The 21,277-nt window shown below is 54.3% G+C and carries 21 protein-coding genes and 1 pseudogene; 5 read left to right on the top strand and 17 right to left on the bottom strand.

Going from position 1 to position 21,277, the window contains the following annotated elements; genetic code table 11:
* Positions 1-3: 3 nt before the first annotated feature.
* From recJ to P0120_09480, 3 genes are all read right to left on the bottom strand, one after another.
* Positions 4-1,704, bottom strand: coding sequence for a single-stranded-DNA-specific exonuclease RecJ (gene recJ, locus P0120_09490; GenBank protein ID MDF0674548.1), 1,701 nt, complete (start codon positions 1,702-1,704; stop codon positions 4-6).
* 166 nt (positions 1,705-1,870) lie between these two features.
* Positions 1,871-2,074, bottom strand: a complete 204-nt coding sequence (locus P0120_09485; protein ID MDF0674547.1) for a ubiquitin-like protein Pup — start codon at positions 2,072-2,074, stop codon at positions 1,871-1,873.
* 223 nt (positions 2,075-2,297) lie between these two features.
* Entirely contained in the window at positions 2,298-4,352 is a 2,055-nt protein-coding gene (locus P0120_09480) for a sodium-translocating pyrophosphatase (protein MDF0674546.1), read from the bottom strand.
* A gap of 342 nt (positions 4,353-4,694) precedes the next feature.
* On the opposite strand from P0120_09480, the gene P0120_09475 reads away from it, so the two are divergent.
* The 5 genes and pseudogenes from P0120_09475 to P0120_09455 all read left to right on the top strand — a co-directional run bounded on the left by P0120_09475 (position 4,695) and on the right by P0120_09455 (position 8,455).
* Positions 4,695-5,858: a PQQ-dependent sugar dehydrogenase gene (locus P0120_09475; GenBank protein MDF0674545.1), complete on the top strand. Its 1,164-nt coding sequence runs from the start codon at positions 4,695-4,697 to the stop codon at positions 5,856-5,858.
* A 498-nt stretch (positions 5,859-6,356) separates the two neighbouring features.
* Positions 6,357-7,247 (top strand): annotated as a pseudogene (locus P0120_09470) (fatty acid cis/trans isomerase).
* Entirely contained in the window at positions 7,223-7,408 is a 186-nt protein-coding gene (locus P0120_09465) for a fatty acid cis/trans isomerase (GenBank protein ID MDF0674544.1), read from the top strand. The pseudogene P0120_09470 and the gene P0120_09465 overlap by 25 nt, the downstream one beginning before the upstream one ends.
* 88 nt (positions 7,409-7,496) lie before the next feature.
* Positions 7,497-7,751: a hypothetical protein gene (locus P0120_09460; protein ID MDF0674543.1), complete on the top strand. Its 255-nt coding sequence runs from the start codon at positions 7,497-7,499 to the stop codon at positions 7,749-7,751.
* Positions 7,752-7,771: 20 nt separating this feature from the next.
* The gene (locus P0120_09455; GenBank protein ID MDF0674542.1) at positions 7,772-8,455 is read left to right on the top strand and encodes a hypothetical protein; all 684 of its coding nucleotides are present in this window, start codon (positions 7,772-7,774) and stop codon (positions 8,453-8,455) included.
* A 38-nt stretch (positions 8,456-8,493) separates the two neighbouring features.
* Here the strand turns inward: P0120_09455 and P0120_09450 are convergent, their stop codons facing one another.
* The 14 genes from P0120_09450 to P0120_09385 all read right to left on the bottom strand — a co-directional run bounded on the left by P0120_09450 (position 8,494) and on the right by P0120_09385 (position 21,097).
* Complete coding sequence (locus P0120_09450; GenBank protein ID MDF0674541.1) at positions 8,494-8,814, bottom strand: hypothetical protein; 321 nt, start codon at positions 8,812-8,814, stop codon at positions 8,494-8,496.
* On the bottom strand, positions 8,798-9,016 hold the full coding sequence (locus tag P0120_09445) for a DUF433 domain-containing protein (GenBank protein ID MDF0674540.1): 219 nt from the start codon (positions 9,014-9,016) through the stop codon (positions 8,798-8,800). Before P0120_09445 ends, P0120_09450 begins: the two co-directional genes overlap by 17 nt.
* Before the next feature lie 303 nt (positions 9,017-9,319).
* Complete coding sequence (locus tag P0120_09440) at positions 9,320-10,117, bottom strand: hypothetical protein (GenBank protein MDF0674539.1); 798 nt, start codon at positions 10,115-10,117, stop codon at positions 9,320-9,322.
* A gap of 141 nt (positions 10,118-10,258) precedes the next feature.
* Positions 10,259-10,843 (bottom strand): PsbP-related protein, encoded by a 585-nt coding sequence (locus P0120_09435; protein MDF0674538.1) that lies wholly within the window; start codon positions 10,841-10,843, stop codon positions 10,259-10,261.
* Positions 10,844-11,291: 448 nt separating this feature from the next.
* On the bottom strand, positions 11,292-11,510 hold the full coding sequence (locus tag P0120_09430) for an addiction module protein (GenBank protein ID MDF0674537.1): 219 nt from the start codon (positions 11,508-11,510) through the stop codon (positions 11,292-11,294).
* A gap of 81 nt (positions 11,511-11,591) precedes the next feature.
* The gene (locus P0120_09425) at positions 11,592-12,971 is read right to left on the bottom strand and encodes a multiheme c-type cytochrome (GenBank protein MDF0674536.1); all 1,380 of its coding nucleotides are present in this window, start codon (positions 12,969-12,971) and stop codon (positions 11,592-11,594) included.
* Positions 12,972-12,975: 4 nt separating this feature from the next.
* The gene (locus P0120_09420; protein ID MDF0674535.1) at positions 12,976-14,250 is read right to left on the bottom strand and encodes a multiheme c-type cytochrome; all 1,275 of its coding nucleotides are present in this window, start codon (positions 14,248-14,250) and stop codon (positions 12,976-12,978) included.
* Positions 14,251-14,312: 62 nt separating this feature from the next.
* The gene (locus P0120_09415) at positions 14,313-14,834 is read right to left on the bottom strand and encodes a PDZ domain-containing protein (GenBank protein ID MDF0674534.1); all 522 of its coding nucleotides are present in this window, start codon (positions 14,832-14,834) and stop codon (positions 14,313-14,315) included.
* 7 nt (positions 14,835-14,841) lie between these two features.
* Complete coding sequence (locus tag P0120_09410; protein MDF0674533.1) at positions 14,842-15,666, bottom strand: ethylbenzene dehydrogenase-related protein; 825 nt, start codon at positions 15,664-15,666, stop codon at positions 14,842-14,844.
* 87 nt (positions 15,667-15,753) lie between these two features.
* Positions 15,754-17,007, bottom strand: coding sequence for a hypothetical protein (locus tag P0120_09405; protein ID MDF0674532.1), 1,254 nt, complete (start codon positions 17,005-17,007; stop codon positions 15,754-15,756).
* An 11-nt stretch (positions 17,008-17,018) separates the two neighbouring features.
* A complete protein-coding gene (locus tag P0120_09400; protein MDF0674531.1) occupies positions 17,019-17,297 on the bottom strand; it encodes a twin-arginine translocase TatA/TatE family subunit in 279 nt (92 codons plus the stop codon).
* A gap of 24 nt (positions 17,298-17,321) precedes the next feature.
* Entirely contained in the window at positions 17,322-18,128 is an 807-nt protein-coding gene (locus P0120_09395) for a tetratricopeptide repeat protein (GenBank protein ID MDF0674530.1), read from the bottom strand.
* 18 nt (positions 18,129-18,146) lie between these two features.
* Positions 18,147-19,271: a hypothetical protein gene (locus P0120_09390; protein ID MDF0674529.1), complete on the bottom strand. Its 1,125-nt coding sequence runs from the start codon at positions 19,269-19,271 to the stop codon at positions 18,147-18,149.
* A gap of 47 nt (positions 19,272-19,318) precedes the next feature.
* A complete protein-coding gene (locus P0120_09385) occupies positions 19,319-21,097 on the bottom strand; it encodes a radical SAM protein (GenBank protein ID MDF0674528.1) in 1,779 nt (592 codons plus the stop codon).
* Positions 21,098-21,277: the final 180 nt, after the last annotated feature.

Genomic DNA, 21,277 nt, shown 5'->3' with positions numbered 1-21,277 from the left:
CTTCTATGACTCACAACCTGCCGCCCGTATATCTCGGAGGCGCAGTTGAATCCGATCATACCCGTTCCAGTGATTCAGTTCCGGCGTAAACGCGATGTCGATCGGTGTCTTGAGAGACAATCCATACTCCTCCAACGATTTCATCCCGAATCCAATACTATCAAACGGTACCGACCCTCCCTGGCGGACCGTCATCTTCAAATGCTTCTCTCCGACCATTCGAGCGCTGAGAACATCCAGACCCTTGACGGCGAACGTCGGCTCCGGATTTCCAGCCCCGAATGGATGCAACGTCCAGATCTCCCGAATCAGCTGCAACGTGACGTCGTTCAGCAGAACTTCTGAATCCACATGCAGCATGGGAACACTTTGAGTCTCTCGGAGCCATGTCTCGGCGATGGCGGAAAATCGTTCCAAAAATTCCGGCAGCCTTGCTTCCTGAATCGTAATTCCTGCCGCGCTGGGATGGCCACCGAATGCCATGAGCAAGTCTCGACAGGCTGTTAAACTCTGATACAAGTCGAACCCGGGCACGGTCCGGGCGGACCCTTTTCCAATACCCTGTTCATTCACAGCGATGACGACCGTCGGACGATGGAACCGCTCCATGATACGGGCGGCCACGATACCGACGACCCCTAGATGCCACCCTCGTGCATACAGCACGATGCCGCCCGGCCACTCCCGTGCTTCCACCTGAGCTAACGCTTCCTGTAGAATCTCGGCCTCGAGATCACGGCGGGCTCGATTCAACCGTTCCAAATCTTCAGCCAACTCTTTGGCTTCCCATTCAGATTCCGTCGTCAGAAGTTTGACCCCTTTGATAGCCTCATCTAATCGCCCTGCGGCATTAAGTCGAGGCCCGAGTTTAAACGCGACGGTTTCCGTCGTGCATTCACGACTGATACCGGCGACATACTTCAAGGCTCGTATGCCGCAGCGCGCCCCTCGTGAAATTTGAGCGAGACCTTCTCGAACGAATAGTCGATTTTCATCTTGCAGCGGAACCACGTCGGCGATCGTCGCAAGCGCGACCAGATCCAATAGTGACTCCAGTGGCACCGAACCGGAACCGTACTTTCTGTCATAGGCCTGAGCAACCTTGTATGCAAGCCCACCGGAACAAAGCCCGTGAAAGGGATACCACGCTTCGGACCGATGCGGATTCATCACCGCCAAAGCCGGCGGCATCTCCATGTCGCTTTGATGGTGGTCGGTCACGACGACATCGATTCCCAATTGATTGGCAAGGCTGATCTCACGATGCGACGTGGTCCCGCAATCGGACGTTACCAATAGAGAAACACCCTCCTTCGCCAAGATCCGAACGGCGTTCTCATTCAGACCATATCCCTCACGCAGGCGATGAGGGACATAGGCTCGGACTTCGGCGCCGAGCTCACGGAAAAATGAAAGATAAATACTCGTCGCGGACATGCCGTCCACATCATAATCGCCGTAAAAACAGACGACCTCGCGCCGTTGCATGGCCTGATACAGACGGTCAACTGCCCGTTCCATATCGGGAATCAAGAAAGGATCATGAGTTCGGAGAGGAGACATCCAGGCTGTCGCCTGGTCCACGTTCGTGACACCCCGATTGAGCAACAACGAGGCAGTCACCGATGAGATGGATAAGGCTTGTGATAAGAGACCCCGTTGAATTGGATCGACCTGGCGAACGACCCAAAGTCTAGACTTCATCCTCGTCTCCTTAAGAAGCTGCGCCGTGTCACAATTCAGACCACTCAGACTACGAATCACGGCGGAGCGGGGCAGACTGTAATAAGTCGCTCATTCTTTGTCAAACCGAGGACCTTGTGGGAGGGGTAGGACGAATCGAGTGGGAATGGGGTAGTTGGAGCCGGTGTTATTCTCCTCCTTTCTGTACGTAGTTCTTCACAAATTCTTCGGCGTTCTTTTCAAGGACATCGTCAATTTCATCGACCAGTTTATCGATGTCTTCCTTGATCTTCTTGCCGGCTTCGACAACCTTGGGATTCGCCTTGACTTCTTCCTTACCTTGACCTTGCGGCTCTCGTCTGGTTTCCTGTTTTCGCTCTTGTTTTTCCATCCGAGCACCTCCCGATAACCAAGGACAGGTTTAATTAACCTTACTCCAGCATTCGTAAAACCGTCAAGCTAACGTAAAAACCATGAGAAGACTCTCGCCGAGAAGAAAAGCCATCTCATGGCTTCAGGAACCGACAGGAGGAAGACTGCTCGATCATGAAGAAAGCGCGAGCAACCCACTTCATGGCTCGAACAACGATTCGCGAGATACAAGAGATGCTACCCTATACAATGAGCGAAATAATAAGCAACGCCACGATATTAATCACCTTGATCATCGGATTCACGGCAGGACCCGCTGTGTCCTTGTATGGATCACCGACCGTATCACCGGTGACCGCCGCCTTGTGTGTTTCGCTCCCCTTCTTGCCCTGCTCTTCGATAAACTTCTTGGCGTTGTCCCAGGCGCCACCACCGCTCGTCATGGAAATCGCAACAAACAAACCGGTCACGATGCTGCCCACGAGCACCCCACCCAGCGCCTGAGGGCCAAGAATCACGCCTATCAAGAGTGGCGACACCACCGGAATCAATCCTGGGATCATCATCTTCTGGATCGCCGCCTGCGTCACGATATCCACACAAGTTCCATATTCCGGCTTACCGGTTCCCTCCATGATGCCCTTGATCGTCCGAAATTGGCGCCGGACTTCTTCGACGATCAAACCACCGGCTTGACCGACGGCTTTCATGCACAATGCGCCGAAAATAAACGGCAACATGCCACCGAGGAACAGCCCCACTAAAACTTTCGGATTGGAAAGATCAAATGCGGCCAGTGAGGGATTGCGGGCTGCAACCTCGCGGGAATATTCCGCGAACAACACGACCGCCGCCAAACCAGCGGACCCGATCGCATAGCCCTTTGTGACCGCCTTGGTCGTATTGCCGACCGCATCCAATGGATCCGTGATGTCTCGAACGTCCTTGCCCAAATGCGACATTTCTGCAATGCCACCCGCATTGTCCGTAATAGGACCGAAGGCATCGATCGCAACGACAATCCCTGCCATCGAGAGCATGGACACCGCTGCGACGGCAACGCCATACAGGCCACTGGATTCCGCTCCCCCGCAAATCCAATAACTGCCGAGAATTGCCAGGGCAATCACCACTACAGGAGCTGCAGTCGCCTGCATACCCACCGCCAAGCCTGCGATAATATTCGTCGCATGGCCGGTTTCACTCGCCTTGGCGATGTACTGCACCGGTTCATAGCTCTTGGAGGTGTAATAATCCGTGATAAACACAAGCGCCAATGTCACGGCCAAGCCCATCAACGCTGCGATGTAGTAGCTGAATCCGCTGACACCGCCTACTCCACCCATGATCATGAAGGTGATCGGCAAAAATGCCGCAGCTGCGATCCCACCGGCTACAAACAACCCTTTATAGAGCGCCGGCATGATTTCCCCGCCCGGAGTGACCTTGACAAAGAAGATACCGATAATTGTGGCAAAGATCGTCACCCCACCTAACGCTAACGGATAAAGGATTGGAGCGGTCGCTCCCTTGAACATCGTAAAGGCCAACACCATGGCTGCCACGGTCGTCACGGCATAGGTTTCAAACAAGTCTGCCGCCATTCCGGCGCAGTCACCCACATTGTCACCCACGTTATCTGCAATCACGGCCGGATTTCTCGGATCATCTTCTGGAATCCCCGCTTCTACTTTGCCGACCAAGTCGGCACCGACGTCGGCTGCCTTCGTGTAGATGCCGCCACCGACGCGTGCGAAGACGGAGATCAGACTGCCACCGAAGCCAAGACTGAGCAACGCGTGAATGGCTTTCTCCTGTCCAGCCATTGATACTGCAATGGTATAGAACCCAGTAATAGCCAGAAGTCCGAGCCCGATCAGGAGCAGGCCCGTCACCGCTCCACCGCGAAAGGCAACGATCAAGGCCGCATTCATCCCATCATGGGCTGCTTGGGCAGTCCGAACATTGGCACGAACCGCGATGATCATGCCCACGTAGCCGGCGATGGCCGAGGCACTGGCGCCGACTAAGAATCCGACCGCAGTGATCAGACCAAATTTATCCGAGACGGCTCCAGCCGCCGCCAGAATGACGAACAGGCCCGCGGCGACATACCCGACGGTCTTGTACTGTCGATTCATGTAGGCGCTGGCACCCTCTTGAATGGCTTTTGAGATTTCCTGCATCTTGGCATTGCCGGCATCGAGCCTGAACACCCACATCGCGAGGTACAGCCCATAGGCGATACCAGCCACGGCCGCTATAAGAGCAAACGTTACAATCGATGAGTCACTCACGGGAAATCCTCCTGCTGGTTAAACGGACTCCTTATGTCACACGGCTCTCCGTGGCTTCAACCCATCCAAAGTACATGCGCGAGTGGGTAAATCCAAGGCGGGCGGAGTCGAACAAGAAGCTAACCACCCGAAAAGCTGAGCCATTCTATAGAGTCGCCCTGAGCGGATCAAGACAAAAGACTGCCCTTCTAGAAAACACCAGACTCAGCGAAGCCCAGGGACCAGGTTGTTCTGGTGTCATTCCTGAGATAAGTCTGCCCTCTTCAAATGGCGCTAAGGATTTGTTACCACAAGGAGTGATAAGATGCGGAATATCTCCCAAGCAAGACAAGGGCTTACCCAATGAGAACGCTTATCCTCTGGACCACCCTATGTATGTGTTGTACCGGCCTTGCTGCTTGTGGAGGAAAAGGTGACACCCAGGACAGCGCTCCGACATCAACCACTCTGAAGCTCCAAACCATCGCGAGCAACCTTAATTTTCCGGTATTCATGACGGCGCCCCCTGGTGATTCGAATCGTCTCTTCGTCCTGGAACTGGGAGGCGCCATTAAAGTACTTGATCGGGCAACTGGAAGCGTGCTCTCGACATTTCTGACCGTGACGGGCATCACAAGTGGAGGAGAACAAGGCTTGCTGGGAGCGGCCTTTGACCCAAACTACAATACCAACGGTCGGTTCTATATCTATTATACGGACGCCAACGGAGCAATCACGATCGCTCGGCTTCTAGTGTCACCAACAGACCCCAACGTCGCTGCTCCAGCTTCGCAGGTCATCTTGGTCTCCATTCCACATCCGGGTTTCGCCAACCATAATGGGGGCATGTTGGCATTCGGACCGGATGGCTGTTTGTACGCAGGAGTCGGAGATGGAGGAGGTTCCGGGGATCCGAACAATAACGCCCAAAACCTCGGAAGCCGACTGGGAAAACTGCTCCGGATCGATCCAACCACCGGAGCAGCCTGCACCAGCGGAACAGTCAACCCTTTTCTCCTCAGCGGAGGCAATCAGTTGATCTGGAGCTATGGACTCCGGAATCCCTGGCGCTTTTCGTTCGATGGGAACGATCTCTATATCGGCGATGTCGGCCAGGATGCTCGAGAAGAAATCAATGTGTCGGCGGGTCCCAATGCAGGAAGAGGACTCAATTACGGTTGGCGACTCATGGAGGGATCAGTTTGTTTTAACCCAGCCACCAACTGCAATAACGGGAATCTTACATTGCCGATTGTTGAGTATACCCATGACAATGGAGCCTGCTCTGTTACCGGAGGGTATGTCTATCGAGGCCAAGCAGCACCGGCAATCCAAGGCACCTATTTCTATGCTGATTTTTGCGCCGGGTTTGTCCGCAGCTTCCGCTTCAATAATGGCTCAGCTCTTGAACAAACAGAGTGGCCCCTGCTGGCTGCTTCTTCCATCACCAGTTTTGGCCAGGATGGCTCGGGAGAGCTCTATATTCTGACCAAGGGTGGCAACATATCCCGAATCGTCCCGAACTAGAGTTCTTTCCATTTGTTATGTGCCTCAGCAGCTCCTCTTGGTGAGAGCACGCCACTTATGTAAATTGGAGAAGGGTGCACAGCTCACTCCGGTTCCTGCCTCCGAATACATGCGCCTCCCCTCGTCAGCCGGAACAGACGGTCGAAGCCGTCTTCTGCTCCGATGAAGCGTTGTCTCGAAACGGGGCCAGCGCCAGGGCTCGGCTATTTCTCACTGCGTTATATTACAGTCTCCGGTCAGCTGCGGAACGGAGGGGAGAGCAACGATGGGAGACAAAGGTCATGCCGAGGACGGGACGAAGTTCTCGGTGTGATCCGACCCCCTTGCCTCGCCACAGCCGGCTGGTTATTTCTGAGCCTTCTTTTGTGGAGCCTGACCGGATGCGCACGCTCTACGTCATCAGGACCGGCGCACGCCGGTGAACCGGCCGCGCCTCCTCCCACGACGGCCGGCAGTGCAGCCGTCCACTATTGACAATCGAGGTCAACCCATCTCTATTTCGACGAGCTACCCGATCGGCAGTGGTTTCGCCTCATACGGTCTCGTTCGGCACCAGGTCAGCCCATCGACCCGATCGTGACACGTCGGCCCTATGACGACCCTGGAGTGACCCGCGTCTACTATCGTCTCGAGCCGGTGCGTGGCAGCTTCCTGACCAAGCTACACACCCCCTACGTGCTCAATACCTCACGGAAACAGCATTATACCGAACTGTTCCTTGACCAGCCGTACAACGTCCAAGCGCTGCCCACCTATGAGGCCGCCGTAGTCTCGAACCCTTTTGTCGCGTTCCGCGACCTGCCGGTCCGCTCACGTTACCGGTTTCTGCTCGACGATGCCCTTGCCTTTGTCATGTTGTTCATCAAGGGGCCGGTCTGCCGCGGAACCATCGCGCTCACCGCCATCGATGATCGGTTCTGGATTTTCTTCGTGGACCCGGACAGCGCTGTGCTCGACAAGAACGAGGAATTCCTGGCGAGGACGAGCAAACATCTCTACCTGCCGACCACCGAAGGAACAAGCCGACTCGGCCTGGCCTCCTGGCTGAAATACTCCCGTACGCAAAACGAATTCCTCAAAGCCAAGCAAGCCTATCTTGAAGACCTCAGAGTCGAACACGAGGCGCACGACCTGTCCTTTGTCTGGAACGGGCGGGGACGGAACCGTAACACAGCCCTCACCGTGTTCCGCCACGCCGACAGCGCCTCTGTGGTACAAGGCCTGGTCGGCGACGATCCAAAAACCGCCTGGCTCCTGTCCTACGATCTGCTCGAGCGAATTTACTATCTACTCGTGGCCGGCTTCGACGTCTATGCTTCGCCGGACACCGGCTCGACACGCGCCTCTACATGGATTTCTTGCGGATGGAGGGGGAATTCAACTTCCTGATGCTGCTCCCCGGCAAGGAACGGGAGCGGGAACGGGACTTCTGGTACCGAGATGCCCACCAGTCGGTCAAGGACTATGTCTATGGGATCCACGAGATCTACAGGCGGATCGACCCGCTCGGAGCGGGGCTGCTCGACTTCAACCGGTTGGAGAATCGATAACGAGGCGTGAGTCCCGCGAAGTCATGACCGAACGTTGGTTTGCTGTTCAAGGAGAGACTTGCTATAGTGCGCCGCGGAGACAGGCGGAATGGGGTTGGAACCGAATTACATCATTATTGACGGGCAAACCTTTTCCAAGGCGCAACTGGCATTGGACAATCACGTCTACAAGAACTGTCAGATCGACGACTGCGACCTCTATTACAGTGGTGGACAATACGAGCTCCTCGATACTCATATCACCAATTCTCGCCTGATCCTGAACCACCCAGCCAAGGGTATCTACAATGCCTTGCAGATCTTCAAAATGAAATCACCCGGATCTCGCATCATCTTCGAGTAATCTCTCGAAGCAGGACGTTCTTGTCCTATACCTACGATTACACAAGAGCCTCAGCCGGTGAAAGCGCATTCAGGCGATACTGGCGTCTCATGAAGATGACGCTGACCCGCTTCATGCGGACCAAGACTTTCCATTTCGACGACAAGACGTACGAGTACCTGTACCACATGTACAACAAAACCTGGAAGAACGAGCGCGGCGTCGAGATCCCCATCTTCCGTGAACTCCTTTTGAAACATGAAGGTAAGCGGGTGCTCGAAGTGGGCAACGTCTTATCTCACTATTTCCCCATTCATCATGACGTCGTCGACAAATATGAAGTCAGCTCCGGCATCATCAATCGGGATATCGTCGAGTTTGCCCCTCAGGATAAATATGATCTGATTATCAGCATCTCAACCTTGGAGCATGTCGGCTGGGACGAACAGCCCCAGAAGCCAATCAAACTGCTGCAGGCAATTGATCATCTGCGATCCACCTGCCTGGCCCCGTCCGGCCAACTCGTGGCCAGCCTGCCCATCGGCTACAACCGCTACTTCGATTATTTGCAGAACAGCGGCAAGAGCCCATTCACGACCCAGCATTTTCTCAAGCGGATTTCAAAGCAGAATTATTGGATCGAGTCGGATTGGGAGCAATGCCGCGACGTGCCCTACGGCCGATTCGTCGCCAATGCCATCGTGATTGGGACCATCCAGGGATGAGCCAATCAATTCTGGGCCTCTATTTCATTGTGCCCCCGCTATGTTCTGATCTGAACAAGCGATCTCGGCCGCAACGTCGCAAGTGCCTCCTCAAGACGTGGTACAAGGGGGAGCAGGGCCTGCAGCTCATTAGACGGGGCTACGAGCACAACGACCGCGATGGGAAGAGTCGAAATATTCTGTTGGTAAGGAAGGTTTTGATCAACCGTAATGAATGCCTCGAACTCGGTAGCTGCGAGTGCTAACAGCTCACCGTTCTTTCTCCCGCCCCACCCCATCTCCACAGCAGTCTTGACAGTGTGTGCGCGTAGTGCCTGGAGAAAACGGCGCGGGACGGACTCGTCAAGCAGCAGGCGCATGAGCGAAAAGACGCTCCTTCGCCACCTCGAGCACGGCTACGGCTGCTTCACGAGAGACTGAGGGGAAGTCCTTCAGAAATTCCTCCAACGATGAGCTCCCCTCCAGGTAATCAAACAGGGATTGAACCAGCACACGGGTTCCCATGAAACAGAGGGCGCCGCTCATGATTTCCGGGTCACGACTCAGATACTGGACTTCCATAAAAACCCCCGGATGGAGACCGGTCGATAGATGGGGTGTCAGCTCACGATACCGTCAGGTAAGTCTACTGGCAAGTCCGAGCTGGATTCAAGACGAACCACAGCGGCGTCCCTGTTATTTCAGCCGCTGAATTTGTGCGTTTACTCACACACCAATAAACCCATCAAACTCCTGTTCCTGGACTGCTGGAACACTGAAGGAGACTCATAATTTGGTGATGCACGGAACAAGATCCGATCCCCATTATCCTCAGCTTTGTTTCTGCACACCGCAGACAGGTTTTAGAGTCGGTTGTGTGGCCTCTCACAACAGCAATGCGCCATCCGAACATGCAAGTTTGAAGTTCTGTGCGACCTCCGTGTCTTTTGTTGCAAGCGCACCACAAAGGGTCCCGAATAAGGCGTACTGAAGATCGTGGACATCATGCTCTAGTCGCTTTGGTACTGCGGCAAGATCGGCAAAACCATAGCGTCGGATGTAGTCCAAGCCGAACAGGAGATGCATTTGTACCCAGCGAAACAAGGCCCAGGATGAATCAAGTAGCGTCGCACGAGGGAAGCCTTCAAGATCGAGGCTTCGGTAGATCTTGCGAACGACATCGACGTCAGTACATGCCTGTCGTTTTAGGTCGTTACATGCCTCGCTGAGCACCTGGCCTGGCGCATTCAGTAAAGCCGGACACCATTCTGCTATCCCTGTCGCCACCTGATGAAACGTATCGATCTCCCGCTGCACCTCAAGTCTCCACTTAGCTAACGCTGGGTGATCGTTCAGGGGACGAGAGAATACTCCGTCAACGAGACTCTGAAATGTAATCTGCACCCGGTGGTCGATCAACGGCGAGGCTGGCCGCTGGCACTCCATCTCATGCCGAAACAACGGGCCGGTGCATGGGACAACTATGACGTTATCATTTTCCTCAGAAAGCTTGTCAAAACACGTCCTCTGTATTGCCGCCTCGGTAGTCAGAAGCTCGTACAGCAGTGTCTCGATAAACAGAACCGTATGCTCAGCACATAGGTCGCGAATTTTGTCCGGGGAAGCACCTTGTAAATAGCTCTTGTCTATTACAATTTCCATGACAGCCTTGGGGTGTGCCACATCACTCAACACAGAAAGACAAAAGCCCACGTGGCAGAAATCTCACAATTGATCCTGAAAAACATAATTATGAGAATGGAAATTTTCCAGCACCTAACCGTGGCAAGAGTCTCGCTGCTGGCAGACCTGCCACCATGATCATCATCTCGTTGCTGGCACTTCTGGCCAGAGCACAAACCCTGCTGCCATGAGTTTGAAAAGTGTGAATTTTCCCGGGAACTGCTCGGGATCGGTCCGGAAGGTGATTGTGTACACGTTGCCCTTGCGCACAGTTTGAAACTGGAGCTGACGCATCGGCACTTCTATTCCCATAACACGATGAGTCAGATCCGTTATGAAGTAGTACGCGGCCTGATTGCTAAGGCTGGTGGGCCCATGCTCCATCAGCTTTGCGCCCGGCACATTTTCGCGCAAATAGTTCAAGTATGCTTTCGCATCTATCGACTTAAGAAACTCTTCGGGTGTTTCGTTTTCTGACCCAGGCACCGTGGTGACAACTACGCTCAAGTCATCGCCACCCGAACCGCCATCACTCACAGCTTTGAGTCGAGTCTGCGCATGAGTAGCCTCTACCTTGGACCATGAACGGGGATAATGGATACTGAATCTGTATCTTTCATCTCGGTACTGAACGAAGTCAGCCTGGGAGATCTGTTCCGCTCGAATTTCGTGTTCGAACATGCAGCTCAGCGCTATGAGTGCACATATCACCAAAATGGAACGCATGAGTTCTATCCTCACTATCCTGGAAACCCCTACTGCAACGGCCCTACAAGACGTAAAATAAACCTCCGCTATCTACCGCGGGCAGGAGCAATCAATGGTTCCTGGGTTTTTTCAGTCTCCGCACGATTTCTGTTCTTGGCTGGAGAGCCTGATTAGCCCTCTCTATTCAATCGTTTCCTGATCCATAAGGGATTTCTGCGACAATCCAATACAGCATGCACATAAACGATGTCTTCCTCCACGCTGGAGTAAATGGCGAACGGGAAGCGCTTGGAGAGGCAACGGTGATGACCATATACGACTTGATGGATTCCGCCGCACAAGAGAAGAGAATCAATATCTGAGAACAAGCAGTCTAGAAAGTAGGCCCCAAGACCGGATTCCCGGGCCTCATAGAAACGAGAGCCCCGGATTAAATCATCCTGGGCCTCGTCCAGGATCTTGATCCTCACAAACCCTTGTTTCGGATATCCGCTTTGGCGGCCTCCCAATCGATGAAGTGAGCTTGTCCTTCATCGAGTCGTTGGCGACGCTCATTAAGGATGTCTTTGTGCCAGGCAGGGGACTCGATGGCTTCCGGGGTACGGGCAATGTCTTCCCACAAAGACTCCATCGCGGCAAGCTTCTCGTGGAGGCTCATATCTTTGAGAGGGAGGTTGAAGGGCATGGGCTCAGTACACCTCAGCATCAAACAGATTCAAATCCGTCAGATTTCGCGTCTTACCTTTGACGTTTCACGCCTGCTCAACTACTTACCAACCGGTACGTTCTCCGTCCGCTTGACGATTTCGATTGGCTGGAACACCGGATCCTGCGATCCCTTTGAGGATTCGGCTTCGACCCGTTCGAGGAATGAGGCAGGGCCAGTCAATGGAGCGTAATTCAATCCGACTTCGACGTCGAACGTCTTAGTATCTTTCGGTGTCGGGAACGTGAATGTTTCTTCTCTGGGCTCTTCGGGCTTCAGGACCGTGTCTTCGGCCACCTTCACTGCTTCGAAGTCGAACACGGTCTTCTGTCCTTGGGCATCCAGATACGTTCGACCGTAGACACGCTTATCGGAAAATACCGTTTTGAGGTTCTTACCCTTGACCTCAAGGCCTAATACCACCGTAGCCCAAGCCGGATGAGTGGTCGGCAGGTTGTGCGGCACCAGGCTTTGGACTTTTACCATGACCGTCGTCTTGTCCCCGTCGACCTTTGTCTGCACGTCCAGTTTCGCCGCTTCTTGTCGAAGCTTACCGACGCGCCCGGGAAACGTATGGTTTGCAATCTTACGTTTCTTTTCTCCATTGGCTGACTCACCGACCTGCTGCGGCATGTGGCACGTCTGACATTCTTTGCCGGACTTGACGGCTCGGCTCTGGTCCCAATTCCCGAGCAAGTCGTTGGCCTTACCCAAGTTCGTCGCTGAAGGCACTGACTGATGACAATTCAAACAAAGGTCCGACTTTTGAAACAGGTTCAGTTCCATGGACTGATGGGCCAGGTTCTGAACGAAGTCACCGTAGGGCCCATAGAGAGTTTTGCTCCCAATCTCATACTTCGGTTCCGGGGGATGTCTACCCAGATCCAGAGACTTGATCAGGTGACACTGGCTGCAGGCTACGCCATCCAAGGAGGGGTCGCCCGCTTTCGCTTGATCCACAAAGAGCTGCGCATGATCCGAAAACTCTCGCACATGCGGGGCATGGCAACGAAAACACAGCGTCTTGTCTTTTCCCATCGTTGAATTCAAGTAAATATCAAGCGAGGCGCGGAACGCCGGGGAATGGATGGACTTGGCCATAGGAGAGGTTTCCCACTCCTCGTACACGCGTTCGTGACACCGTTTGCATTTGGTGGAATGAGGGAAGGTTTTTTCAATCAATGACTGACCGGTGACGTTCTGAGCGGACACGGATGTGAACGCACCGTCAGATAACACAGCCGCCCCAATTATTACGATAAAACTGAGCCGGACCGCAGAATGTTCAAAAAGGCCTTCATTCTCACCCGCCCATCCCAGCGCGGCCAGACCGCGCATTCCACCGGCCAAGGCCGCAGCGAGCGAAGAGGCGAGGCGTACGCTTCGGTACGTTGAGCCTCTGAGCGATGCGAGAACGATGCTGGAGGACTTTTTCAACATTCTGCTAGAAGAGTGATTTGACACGATACGTCAGAAAGCGCCGCTGCGTATATTCCTGAATGATTTTTCTCGCCTCCTCCCGCTCTGTGTCGGTCTGCAGAGTCGCAAGATATCGTTCCAGCAGGAGAGGATCGGGCGTAGGAAGAAGCGAATAGGTCAGTACGGCTTCTATCGACGCGGCGGCGGGGCCGGCCGGGAGCGTCAGCGAAAATGGGACCTTCCTCGTGTTCCCGCCCTTAATGAAGGGATCAGGAATCGGACCGCGAAGGATTTTGTCGTACGACAACCCAAACTGTTTCGTCTCTTCCGCTAATACTTTGCCCGTTTCATCCTTCGCCGTGACAGTCAGAAAGAACTGTTTCAATACCGGATCCCCATCGGGGAAACTGTGCGGGAGACTGCCGACCTTCACGATTCCGGTTCCCTCCACCGGCGTATCGATCTTCGTCACTTCAATATCAATCCGAGGCATCCACTCGGCCTGTAGGTTCCGATTCTTGAGCATGGTACCGGAAGCGACGACCCCACGAAACCAATGGCGCCCGATGGGTCTAGTCAGCGCACCACGTTTAGAGGTGGAGCTCCCGGTCGATGGCTCCATGTGGCAATCCTGACAAACCGTGCCCTGAAGAATTTCTCCAGACAGATTCTTCTGCGTCACATCTTTCACCTTATCGAAATGACAGGAGGCACAAAAGCTGACCTCACGGAACCGGTCGGACTGTGCAGCGGGGTGGACAAGGTTCTCCTCGGGATGGGCATATGGACCGTAGAATGTGTTCCCCAACTGCAATGTGAATGTCGGCGGTGAGTTCAAACCCTTTTCGATCCCGTTCATCAGATGGCAGGCCGCACAGCCGATTCCTTCAATTTTTGGCGTGCCGGCAATCACTTGCATCGCAATCTTCTCGGCATGCTGGGGAAATGCGTTGATGGAAGGCACATGGCACGACAGGCAGCGGCGTTGTTCATCAGGCGTGGGATTCGTCTGCCTCCAAAGACCCAGCACGGTTCGAAATACAGGTGACGCCAACGACGTGCCGTGAAGAAGAGCGGCATCCACACGGCCAAAGGTCTTCAGGTCCGGCGTCTGCTCTCTGGCACCCTTCCACTCTTCGTAATGACGCTCATGACATTGCTTGCATTCTTCAGAACGGATGAAGACCTTCTCGATTTCTGCCACCCAGTCGGCCGGAGACTGACCATCCGCTCCTTGAGCGATTGCTCGTTCATGATTGGTGCTCGGCACGCCGATGAGGCTCAGAAGACAGACGGCCATTGCCGCGCCTCGTCGTCGCCACAACCGGCCATGTCCCATCACACCACTCATCACGACCGTCACTAATCTCGCTTACAGCCGACAAAATGAAAATTAACCCCCCAGCCGACCGGATCGCCTGGATCTGCAGGCTCATAGGTTCCGACGGTAAAGTTGCACTCTTTCATCGCTTTCTTAATGGCCAGACCGAAATCCGTCATGTTTCGAATTTCCTGCTTATCGATCTCCTTAATGACGGACCGAACCTTGATGCCTGCATAGTCCGCGCGTGAATTCCCGATGACCTCGAACACAGCAACGCCCTGCGGTTTCTGCAGTTTAAGCTCTTTTTGAATCTCTTCATCGACGGCGCCGACAACAATCCCAAACTCTTCTCCCAGCTTGGACGCCTCATCCTCGGTCATCGCACCATTCTGCATCGCAGCCTGGACGCTCTCCATCCCACAACAGACAAGCCCACAGAACAGGACCATTCCCCAGACAATACGAGAACTCACGATCTCGCCTCTCCACGGGCGGCCACCGCTCAGTCCCGAGAACAACGCTTCCATACAAGACACATCGTCATAAATGGGATTTTTCATTGCCCTGCTACAATCTGGCGACAGGATCGATGCTGAGTTGAAACCATGGCGCCACAGCCTTCTGGCCGTTTCGCTCCTTGTTTTCTCCATTCCACACGGCGAATGAAACGGTCTGCACTCGACCAGGAACGAGGGTGGCTTCATTCTCTTGTTCTTCGCTCACCAGGGGGCGGTGCATCATGACATGCCAAACACCGTCCCTCCATACCGCCTGTCCCTGCACTCTTCCCTGCCTCTCCTTTGTGGTCAACGTGCTGAATCCCCCGCCGATTAAATCTTCAACCGAAGAGACTCGTCGGGGGATGACTTCGAAGGTCCGAACCCCTCCCTCTTTTTTCTCCGATGCCCGAGCCGCCCGTCGATCGATATCGCTTTGCCAATCCGCCTTCCAATGCCAGATGTTGATATAGTGGTCGAGCTGCCCCATGCAGAAAAATGCCGGCGCATCGCCGAGCGGAAGGCCGATCGCAACCCCATCCCGAAAGGTGCCGGGAGTCAGCCGATCATTCTTCGTATTGTCCTGCCATTCCAGCAGGAAGGCGATCTCGGTCCCGTTGTGTACGGACCGCACCGTCAACGCACGCACGGTGGGTTCCGGCCACACAGGCCTCGTGATCACTTGCCCGCTCAGGGGGATCGTGATCGGTGAAACCTTCTTCCATGCGACATCATCGGCGGCGTTCGGCAAATCACCTTGGACCAAATAAGATCTAATGGTCATGCCCTCCGAACTGACCAGCGGAATTCCAAACGCTCCGAGCACGCCGGCAACGACAGAAAGACTGAAAAACAACCCAAGCAGATGAAAGCGGGAACTGTCGATGTCCGTCATTCGCACCGCACGGTACTCCGAGAAAAAGCCGAATTCAGAATATCACAAAACGCGTGCGAGACAAATGTGGAGGCAGGTGGGTATTGACTACGAGAGCTTCAGACGGCGGATCTTATTTTCTCCTCGTTCGCAGATATAGAGGTGGCCTTGCGAATCCACGGCCAAACCGACGGGCGAATTCACCACAGCCTCGGTCCCGAGCAGACCGTCTCCATGTCTCAACATCCCCGCCGATTCCTTGGCGACAAACCGTGCAGCCCCGCAGCCGCCGATGTTCTTGTCTTCATATCCGCTGTCCCCGTTTCCCGCAACCGTGGCAATGAGGCCGCTCTTCACATCCACCTTGCGAACACGATGATTCATCGTATCGGAAATGAGGAGATTTTCATCTTGATCAAAGATCACGGCTTCCGGGGCGTGCAACATGGCTCTGACGGCCGGCTTATCGTCGCCGTCGTATCCGTACCGACAGACTCCTGCGACAGTCGAAATAATTCCCGTCCGGGAATCGATCTTTCTGACACGATTGCTGCCCTTGTCGACGACATACACATCGCCCCCGGCATCAACCGCTAGGCCGACGACGTCGTAAAGACGGGCATCCACCGCAGGCCGTCCATCGTCCAGATACATCGACATATCCAATCCATCCGAGCAGACCGGTATGAGCCACCCCTGATCATCGCTGAAATCGATTCCAATCGCGTCGCCTGACAAAACAACTAAATTCCTCGCCACCAACGGCTGTTCTCGTGCTTCATCTTCGGCCGACCAGGTCCCTGCAATCGTCGTGATCATTCCCGTCTTGGGATCAAACCGCCTGACTTTATGCGCTTGGGTATCGGCGATAAAGAGAACGTCGTCGTGATCAAAGGCGATCGCTGCAGGCCAGGTCAGATTGACGTCCAGCGCGGGACCGTCCCCATTGAATCCATGCTGACCGGTACCGACCACCGTCGTAATAATCCCCGTCACATGATCGACCTTTCGAATCCTGTTGCTCCCGGAATCACAGATGTACAAATTGTTCTGGGAATCAAACGCGACGTCCAAGGGTAGATAGAGTCCTGCTTCGCCACAGAGACCTTCATCGCCGCTGTAGCACGTCTCCCCGATTCCGGCAAAATTGTGGACAGTGCCTTCCTGAAGATTGACGCGCCGGACTCGATCGGACCCTGACTCGGCAAAATAGACCCACTGCTCCGTCTTGTCGAGCGCGATGTGATGGGGGAGCGGGATTCCGGCTTTCACCGCACGCTTGCCGTCACCCGTGCTTCGGGCCTTACCGTTCCCGGCAAAGGTTTCAATGTAACCGGCAGCTAATCCGAGTTCGGTTTCCATAAACGGCTGTGCTAGGCTCGTGGAGCGGGCTGCGCGGTAGCTCCCGCTGGTTGTTGATTCAATGCAGCGTTCTGAGTCGAAGCCGCGGTCACCGCTTGAGGTACAGCGGCCTGTTGCGCCGCCGCCTCAGCCTCGGCCTCGATCGCCTCCGCCTCATGGACGGACTTCTTGAATCCCTTGATCGCCTTGCCGAGTCCTTCACCCAATTGCGGTAACTTCCCAGCGCCGAAGATAATCAGCACAATCATGAGTATGAGAACCAGCTCGGTGAACCCTAGACTGCCGAACATAGTGCACCTCTTCCTAAAAGTGAATTAGGGCCTCGGACCATCCTTCGACTTCTTGGCAAACCGCTCCTTCAACCGTTTCCGGGCCTCTTCGGCCTGGTCAAACATCTTGCACTTGTCATACACGCTGATGAGGTTGTAATACGCGAGCGGTTCGTCCGGATTGTGCTCCACCGCACTCTCCATGACCCGAACCGCCAAGTCGGTCTTCTTATGATTGAGCGCGATTTCCATCAGCTTGAAGCTCGATTCCAAGTGCTTGGGATCCAGCTCCAAGGTGCGAAGATAGCACTGAATTCCCATGTCGATCGTGTTGTAGTCGGAGACTTGAGGGTTATCCAGCTCAATATAGACCCCCCCCAGGTTATACCAAGCGATCGGATCGTCCGGAGTGATTTCGACGAGGCGCTCATAGTAGTTCTTCGCCTCCATGTATTGCTTCTTATCCGCGTGGAGCCTCCCAAGGTTGAACAGCGCCAGGACATCATGGGGGAAGATATCCAATGCATGTCGAAACTCAGCCTCGGCTTCATCGGTCATGTTCTTGGTGGCATAGATCGTTCCCAGATTTGCGTAATACATGGCCAGCGAGCGATTCATTTCCGCACGAAGGAACTCCGCCATCTCGATCGCTTTCTTGACTTCTGCCAAGGCATCGTCGAGGCGCCCTTTGCTGAAGTACAGTTCACCGAGTCGACAACGAGCCTGAAAGTCATCAGGTTCGTCTGCCAATAATTTTTCGATCCCGGAGATCTCTTCGTCGGGAGTAAGCGGCTGATCGCCGGGGTCAAGAACGGTCTCTGATTGCGATGGCGTCGGTTCTGAATTTTCCATAAGCATCTCGCTCTGAAACTAGATCTGTCCTGGAAGTAGGCCGTCCGATGCCGACATTACAGGACCAGCGGCGGTCGGCACCGATTCGGCAGCGGTTGCTTTCACTCGATCAAGGGCAAGCAACATAACCCCAAGCACAACCATCAACGTAAGGTTCGAGAACAGTAAGGCATAGCCGGCCATGAACATCAAACCGATCCCATAGCCCGCCAGTCGCCCGATCATCAGCAACTTGACCACGGTGTAGGACCAACAGAGCAATCCCCCGACATACAGGGCAAAAGGGAGGTAGAAGGTGTAGCCCATTCCGAATTGAAAGATCCAGCCGATGCCTTGCGAGGCCTGCCGGAAGGCCGAAGCGAATGCCGGATTAAAGATGTCCAGCAGATAGTCAGCCACGATGAGTGCGGTAAAAATGACACCCGTCGTCGACCAAAACCAAACGGCCCGGTTCCGTTGCCGCCGATTCGTCGTTCGCAGCGATAGACTCTTACTCTTACCATAGGCCACAAAAACGAAGAAACTGGCCAGAATCATCAACGCCTCACCCACACGATGAGATTCGTAGACCAAGGGAGGCGCCGCGATTGTTCCAATCAAACCGTAGGTCGTCGAAACGATCTGATAGTAGAGCCATCCGGAAACGCCCAAGTAATACGTGGCTGCCAGTACCCGTTGTGCCGGCTCGCGATGGGTCATCACATATTCCGACACAAAGACCGTAAGAACCAGTAGCGTCAACCCGTTGTAGACGATTGCGCCCACCATGCCGGGCTGCACAACAAGAAACACCACGGTCAACAGCAACAGGAGTGCCGCCCCCACCGTGCCAAGTTTGCCGAACCGACCTACTTCAGGCCCTCCCCATCGGTTGATGAGGGTCAACGTGAGTGCCAAGAACAACAACACCGCGACGATGTTGAGGAGCCACATGCCGACCTCGGTCAGAGCGGTGAATGTGGGTGTGATCCACGGATGATCTGCCGCCATCTTGCTGAGATGCATCCCAAGACGGGAGATCAGACGATAGAGAACCAGCTCAAGAAAGGAGGTCAGGAGAACCAGCTTAACGGTATACTCAAACAGTGGACCGAAGTCCGAAACTTTCCCCGTCATTCGCTCGCCGAGGGCTGCTGCCTTCATGACCACACCATAGATTCTGGCATTATAGCTGTCGTAAAAAAATGAGGTCAATGTGCGGCCATCGGCGCCTGTCCGGCTCCTTCTTTCGCCCTCGAGATGTACAGTAACCCATCTGCCATCGCATAGTTGAAGGGAAGCTCGCACACGACTTCACTGATCCGCTCGTAAACATACTGATACAGTCGCTCCGCCTCTTCGGGAGTCATACCCTCCTGCACTTCATAGAAAAACCCGAGGCTCAAGTCTTCCGCCGACGGTCGCATGATTCGTCGAATCCCGTATCCGCCGGGATCGCTCATGATGGGAGCTTCCTTTTCCAAGTCGAACAGGCAGGGTTGACAAGAGAACCCATACGATTCGTGGAGTTTCTTGTTTTCGACGATAAAGTTCATGGTTTCAAGCGCTTCTTCTTCTTTTTCCGTGGGGAACCCGACGATGATGTAACAATGCACGGCGATGCCGAGATCCACGCAGTCAGCCGCGATCCTCTTGACCCATTCTTGCTTGATCCCCTTCTTCATGAAATCCATGATACGTTGATTGAACGACTCCAACCCAAAGACGATTTTCAGACATCCGGCCTCCCGCATCGATGCCAACAGCTCGCGTGAGAGGTTTTTCTCGAACCGCATCTCGCACGTCCATTTGACATCGAGCTGTTGCGCGATCATCTGCTGACACAGCCGTTTTGTCGGTGCCAGCGCGAAGCATTCGTCGGTGAAAAAGAAATGTCGCGCGCCATAGCGTTGCTTCAGCCATTGCAAGTCCTCGATCGTCCGTCCCGGATCCTTCTGTCTGAAATTCTGGTGGTCGAGAGTCAGCGCGCAAAAGGCACAATCTTTATAGTAACAGCCCCGTGAAAACTGAACCGGCAACACCGGCTCCGGCGATAAGTAGCGATCCAGCGGAAACCCGTCATAGTTCGGCGCGGGGAGCTGATTGACATTCTCAGAATAGAACGGCTGGTTGACCGTGATTTTTCCATTGTGTCGATAGATCAGGTTGGGCACCTTGCTGTAGTCCTTCTTGCCTGCCAGCTGATTGACCAACTCCAACAGGGCCGTTTCGCCCTCAAACACGACGATATCGTCGGTCAATTCAAAGAGGCTCGGGCAGCGACGGATGTTATCCACGAGCCGCGTAAAGATGCTGCCGCCGATGGTCACGTGCAGGTCTGGGGCAGCCTCCTTGATCAGTCGACAGAGTGTGAGGCCTGGGATGATTTGGGACGTGGCCGTAATCGAGACACCGATGAGATCGGGGCGGCTGTTGATGATCGAGGGAATGAATCGGTCGCGAAAAAGACTGAGGAAGGGATTCTGGGTTTCGTCACGAACGACCCGCATCAGATCCTTCGAGGAATAGATGGAATAGGTCCCAAACTGATTATCCACAACTGTGAGCCTGGTCGGGAAATAGACGGAGGAAACGACCTCCAACCACTTGTCGATCATGAACAAGCTCGCTCGATAGGCGTCCGGATCGTAAAATCCTTCGCTGCGTAACGTTTCCTTGGCAAGCTCAATACGATCAACGAGATAGGAGAACCGATCGAGCGCGTCGGTCACTTTCACGTAATGCTCGCGACTTCCTGGACCTGTCTCTCCCGTCTGAGTCCGCTCAAGCTCGCGCTGCCTGACAATCAAACACTGATGCACCTCGGCTGCATAATCTCGGGTCAGCACGGTGTCCAACAATTCGATACCAAGGTCGCGCTGCGAGACATCGGAAATCCCTCCCTGGCGCAAGAAGCCGGTCAGGGACGGCAAACTGAGATAGGGTTGAGAAGGATGCCAGGTTGGGGGAAAAAGTAGCGAGACTTTCATGCGATGTATGTCCTTTTATGCTTGAAAATCAGCAGTTTCGAACATATTTTCTCTTATACCCTCCGCACTTTGAGAAATGCAATCCTGCAAGCGTCGAGACTTAATCGAGTGCCGAATCATTCAGAAAAAAGGCCTCGAACCGTTCCCTCCTTTACCGGGATCCCGATCCGAGGCCTCTTT

The organism is Nitrospira sp. (assembly GCA_029194675.1).
Classification (GTDB): domain Bacteria; phylum Nitrospirota; class Nitrospiria; order Nitrospirales; family Nitrospiraceae; genus Nitrospira_D.
The sequence above is the reverse complement of the archived record's forward strand: the minus strand, read 5'-3'. Positions and strand labels throughout refer to the sequence as shown.

What these genes read in the sequence shown, in the direction of transcription:
- P0120_09410 (MDF0674533.1), bottom strand. Translation starts at nt 15,666, where the DNA reads ATGACGGACATCGACAGTTCCCGCTTTCATCTGCTTGGGTTGTTTTTC.
- P0120_09415 (MDF0674534.1), bottom strand. Translation starts at nt 14,834, where the DNA reads ATGAAAAATCCCATTTATGACGATGTGTCTTGTATGGAAGCGTTGTTC.
- P0120_09460 (MDF0674543.1), top strand. Translation starts at nt 7,497, where the DNA reads ATGGGGTTGGAACCGAATTACATCATTATTGACGGGCAAACCTTTTCC.
- P0120_09450 (MDF0674541.1), bottom strand. Translation starts at nt 8,814, where the DNA reads ATGCGCCTGCTGCTTGACGAGTCCGTCCCGCGCCGTTTTCTCCAGGCA.
- P0120_09465 (MDF0674544.1), top strand. Translation starts at nt 7,223, where the DNA reads ATGGAGGGGGAATTCAACTTCCTGATGCTGCTCCCCGGCAAGGAACGG.
- P0120_09485 (MDF0674547.1), bottom strand. Translation starts at nt 2,074, where the DNA reads ATGGAAAAACAAGAGCGAAAACAGGAAACCAGACGAGAGCCGCAAGGT.
- P0120_09445 (MDF0674540.1), bottom strand. Translation starts at nt 9,016, where the DNA reads ATGGAAGTCCAGTATCTGAGTCGTGACCCGGAAATCATGAGCGGCGCC.
- P0120_09385 (MDF0674528.1), bottom strand. Translation starts at nt 21,097, where the DNA reads ATGAAAGTCTCGCTACTTTTTCCCCCAACCTGGCATCCTTCTCAACCC.
- P0120_09390 (MDF0674529.1), bottom strand. Translation starts at nt 19,271, where the DNA reads ATGAAGGCAGCAGCCCTCGGCGAGCGAATGACGGGGAAAGTTTCGGAC.
- P0120_09475 (MDF0674545.1), top strand. Translation starts at nt 4,695, where the DNA reads ATGAGAACGCTTATCCTCTGGACCACCCTATGTATGTGTTGTACCGGC.
- P0120_09420 (MDF0674535.1), bottom strand. Translation starts at nt 14,250, where the DNA reads ATGGCCGTCTGTCTTCTGAGCCTCATCGGCGTGCCGAGCACCAATCAT.
- P0120_09425 (MDF0674536.1), bottom strand. Translation starts at nt 12,971, where the DNA reads ATGTTGAAAAAGTCCTCCAGCATCGTTCTCGCATCGCTCAGAGGCTCA.
- P0120_09405 (MDF0674532.1), bottom strand. Translation starts at nt 17,007, where the DNA reads ATGGAAACCGAACTCGGATTAGCTGCCGGTTACATTGAAACCTTTGCC.
- recJ (MDF0674548.1), bottom strand. Translation starts at nt 1,704, where the DNA reads ATGAAGTCTAGACTTTGGGTCGTTCGCCAGGTCGATCCAATTCAACGG.
- P0120_09400 (MDF0674531.1), bottom strand. Translation starts at nt 17,297, where the DNA reads ATGTTCGGCAGTCTAGGGTTCACCGAGCTGGTTCTCATACTCATGATT.
- P0120_09430 (MDF0674537.1), bottom strand. Translation starts at nt 11,510, where the DNA reads ATGCCCTTCAACCTCCCTCTCAAAGATATGAGCCTCCACGAGAAGCTT.
- P0120_09435 (MDF0674538.1), bottom strand. Translation starts at nt 10,843, where the DNA reads ATGCGTTCCATTTTGGTGATATGTGCACTCATAGCGCTGAGCTGCATG.
- P0120_09395 (MDF0674530.1), bottom strand. Translation starts at nt 18,128, where the DNA reads ATGGAAAATTCAGAACCGACGCCATCGCAATCAGAGACCGTTCTTGAC.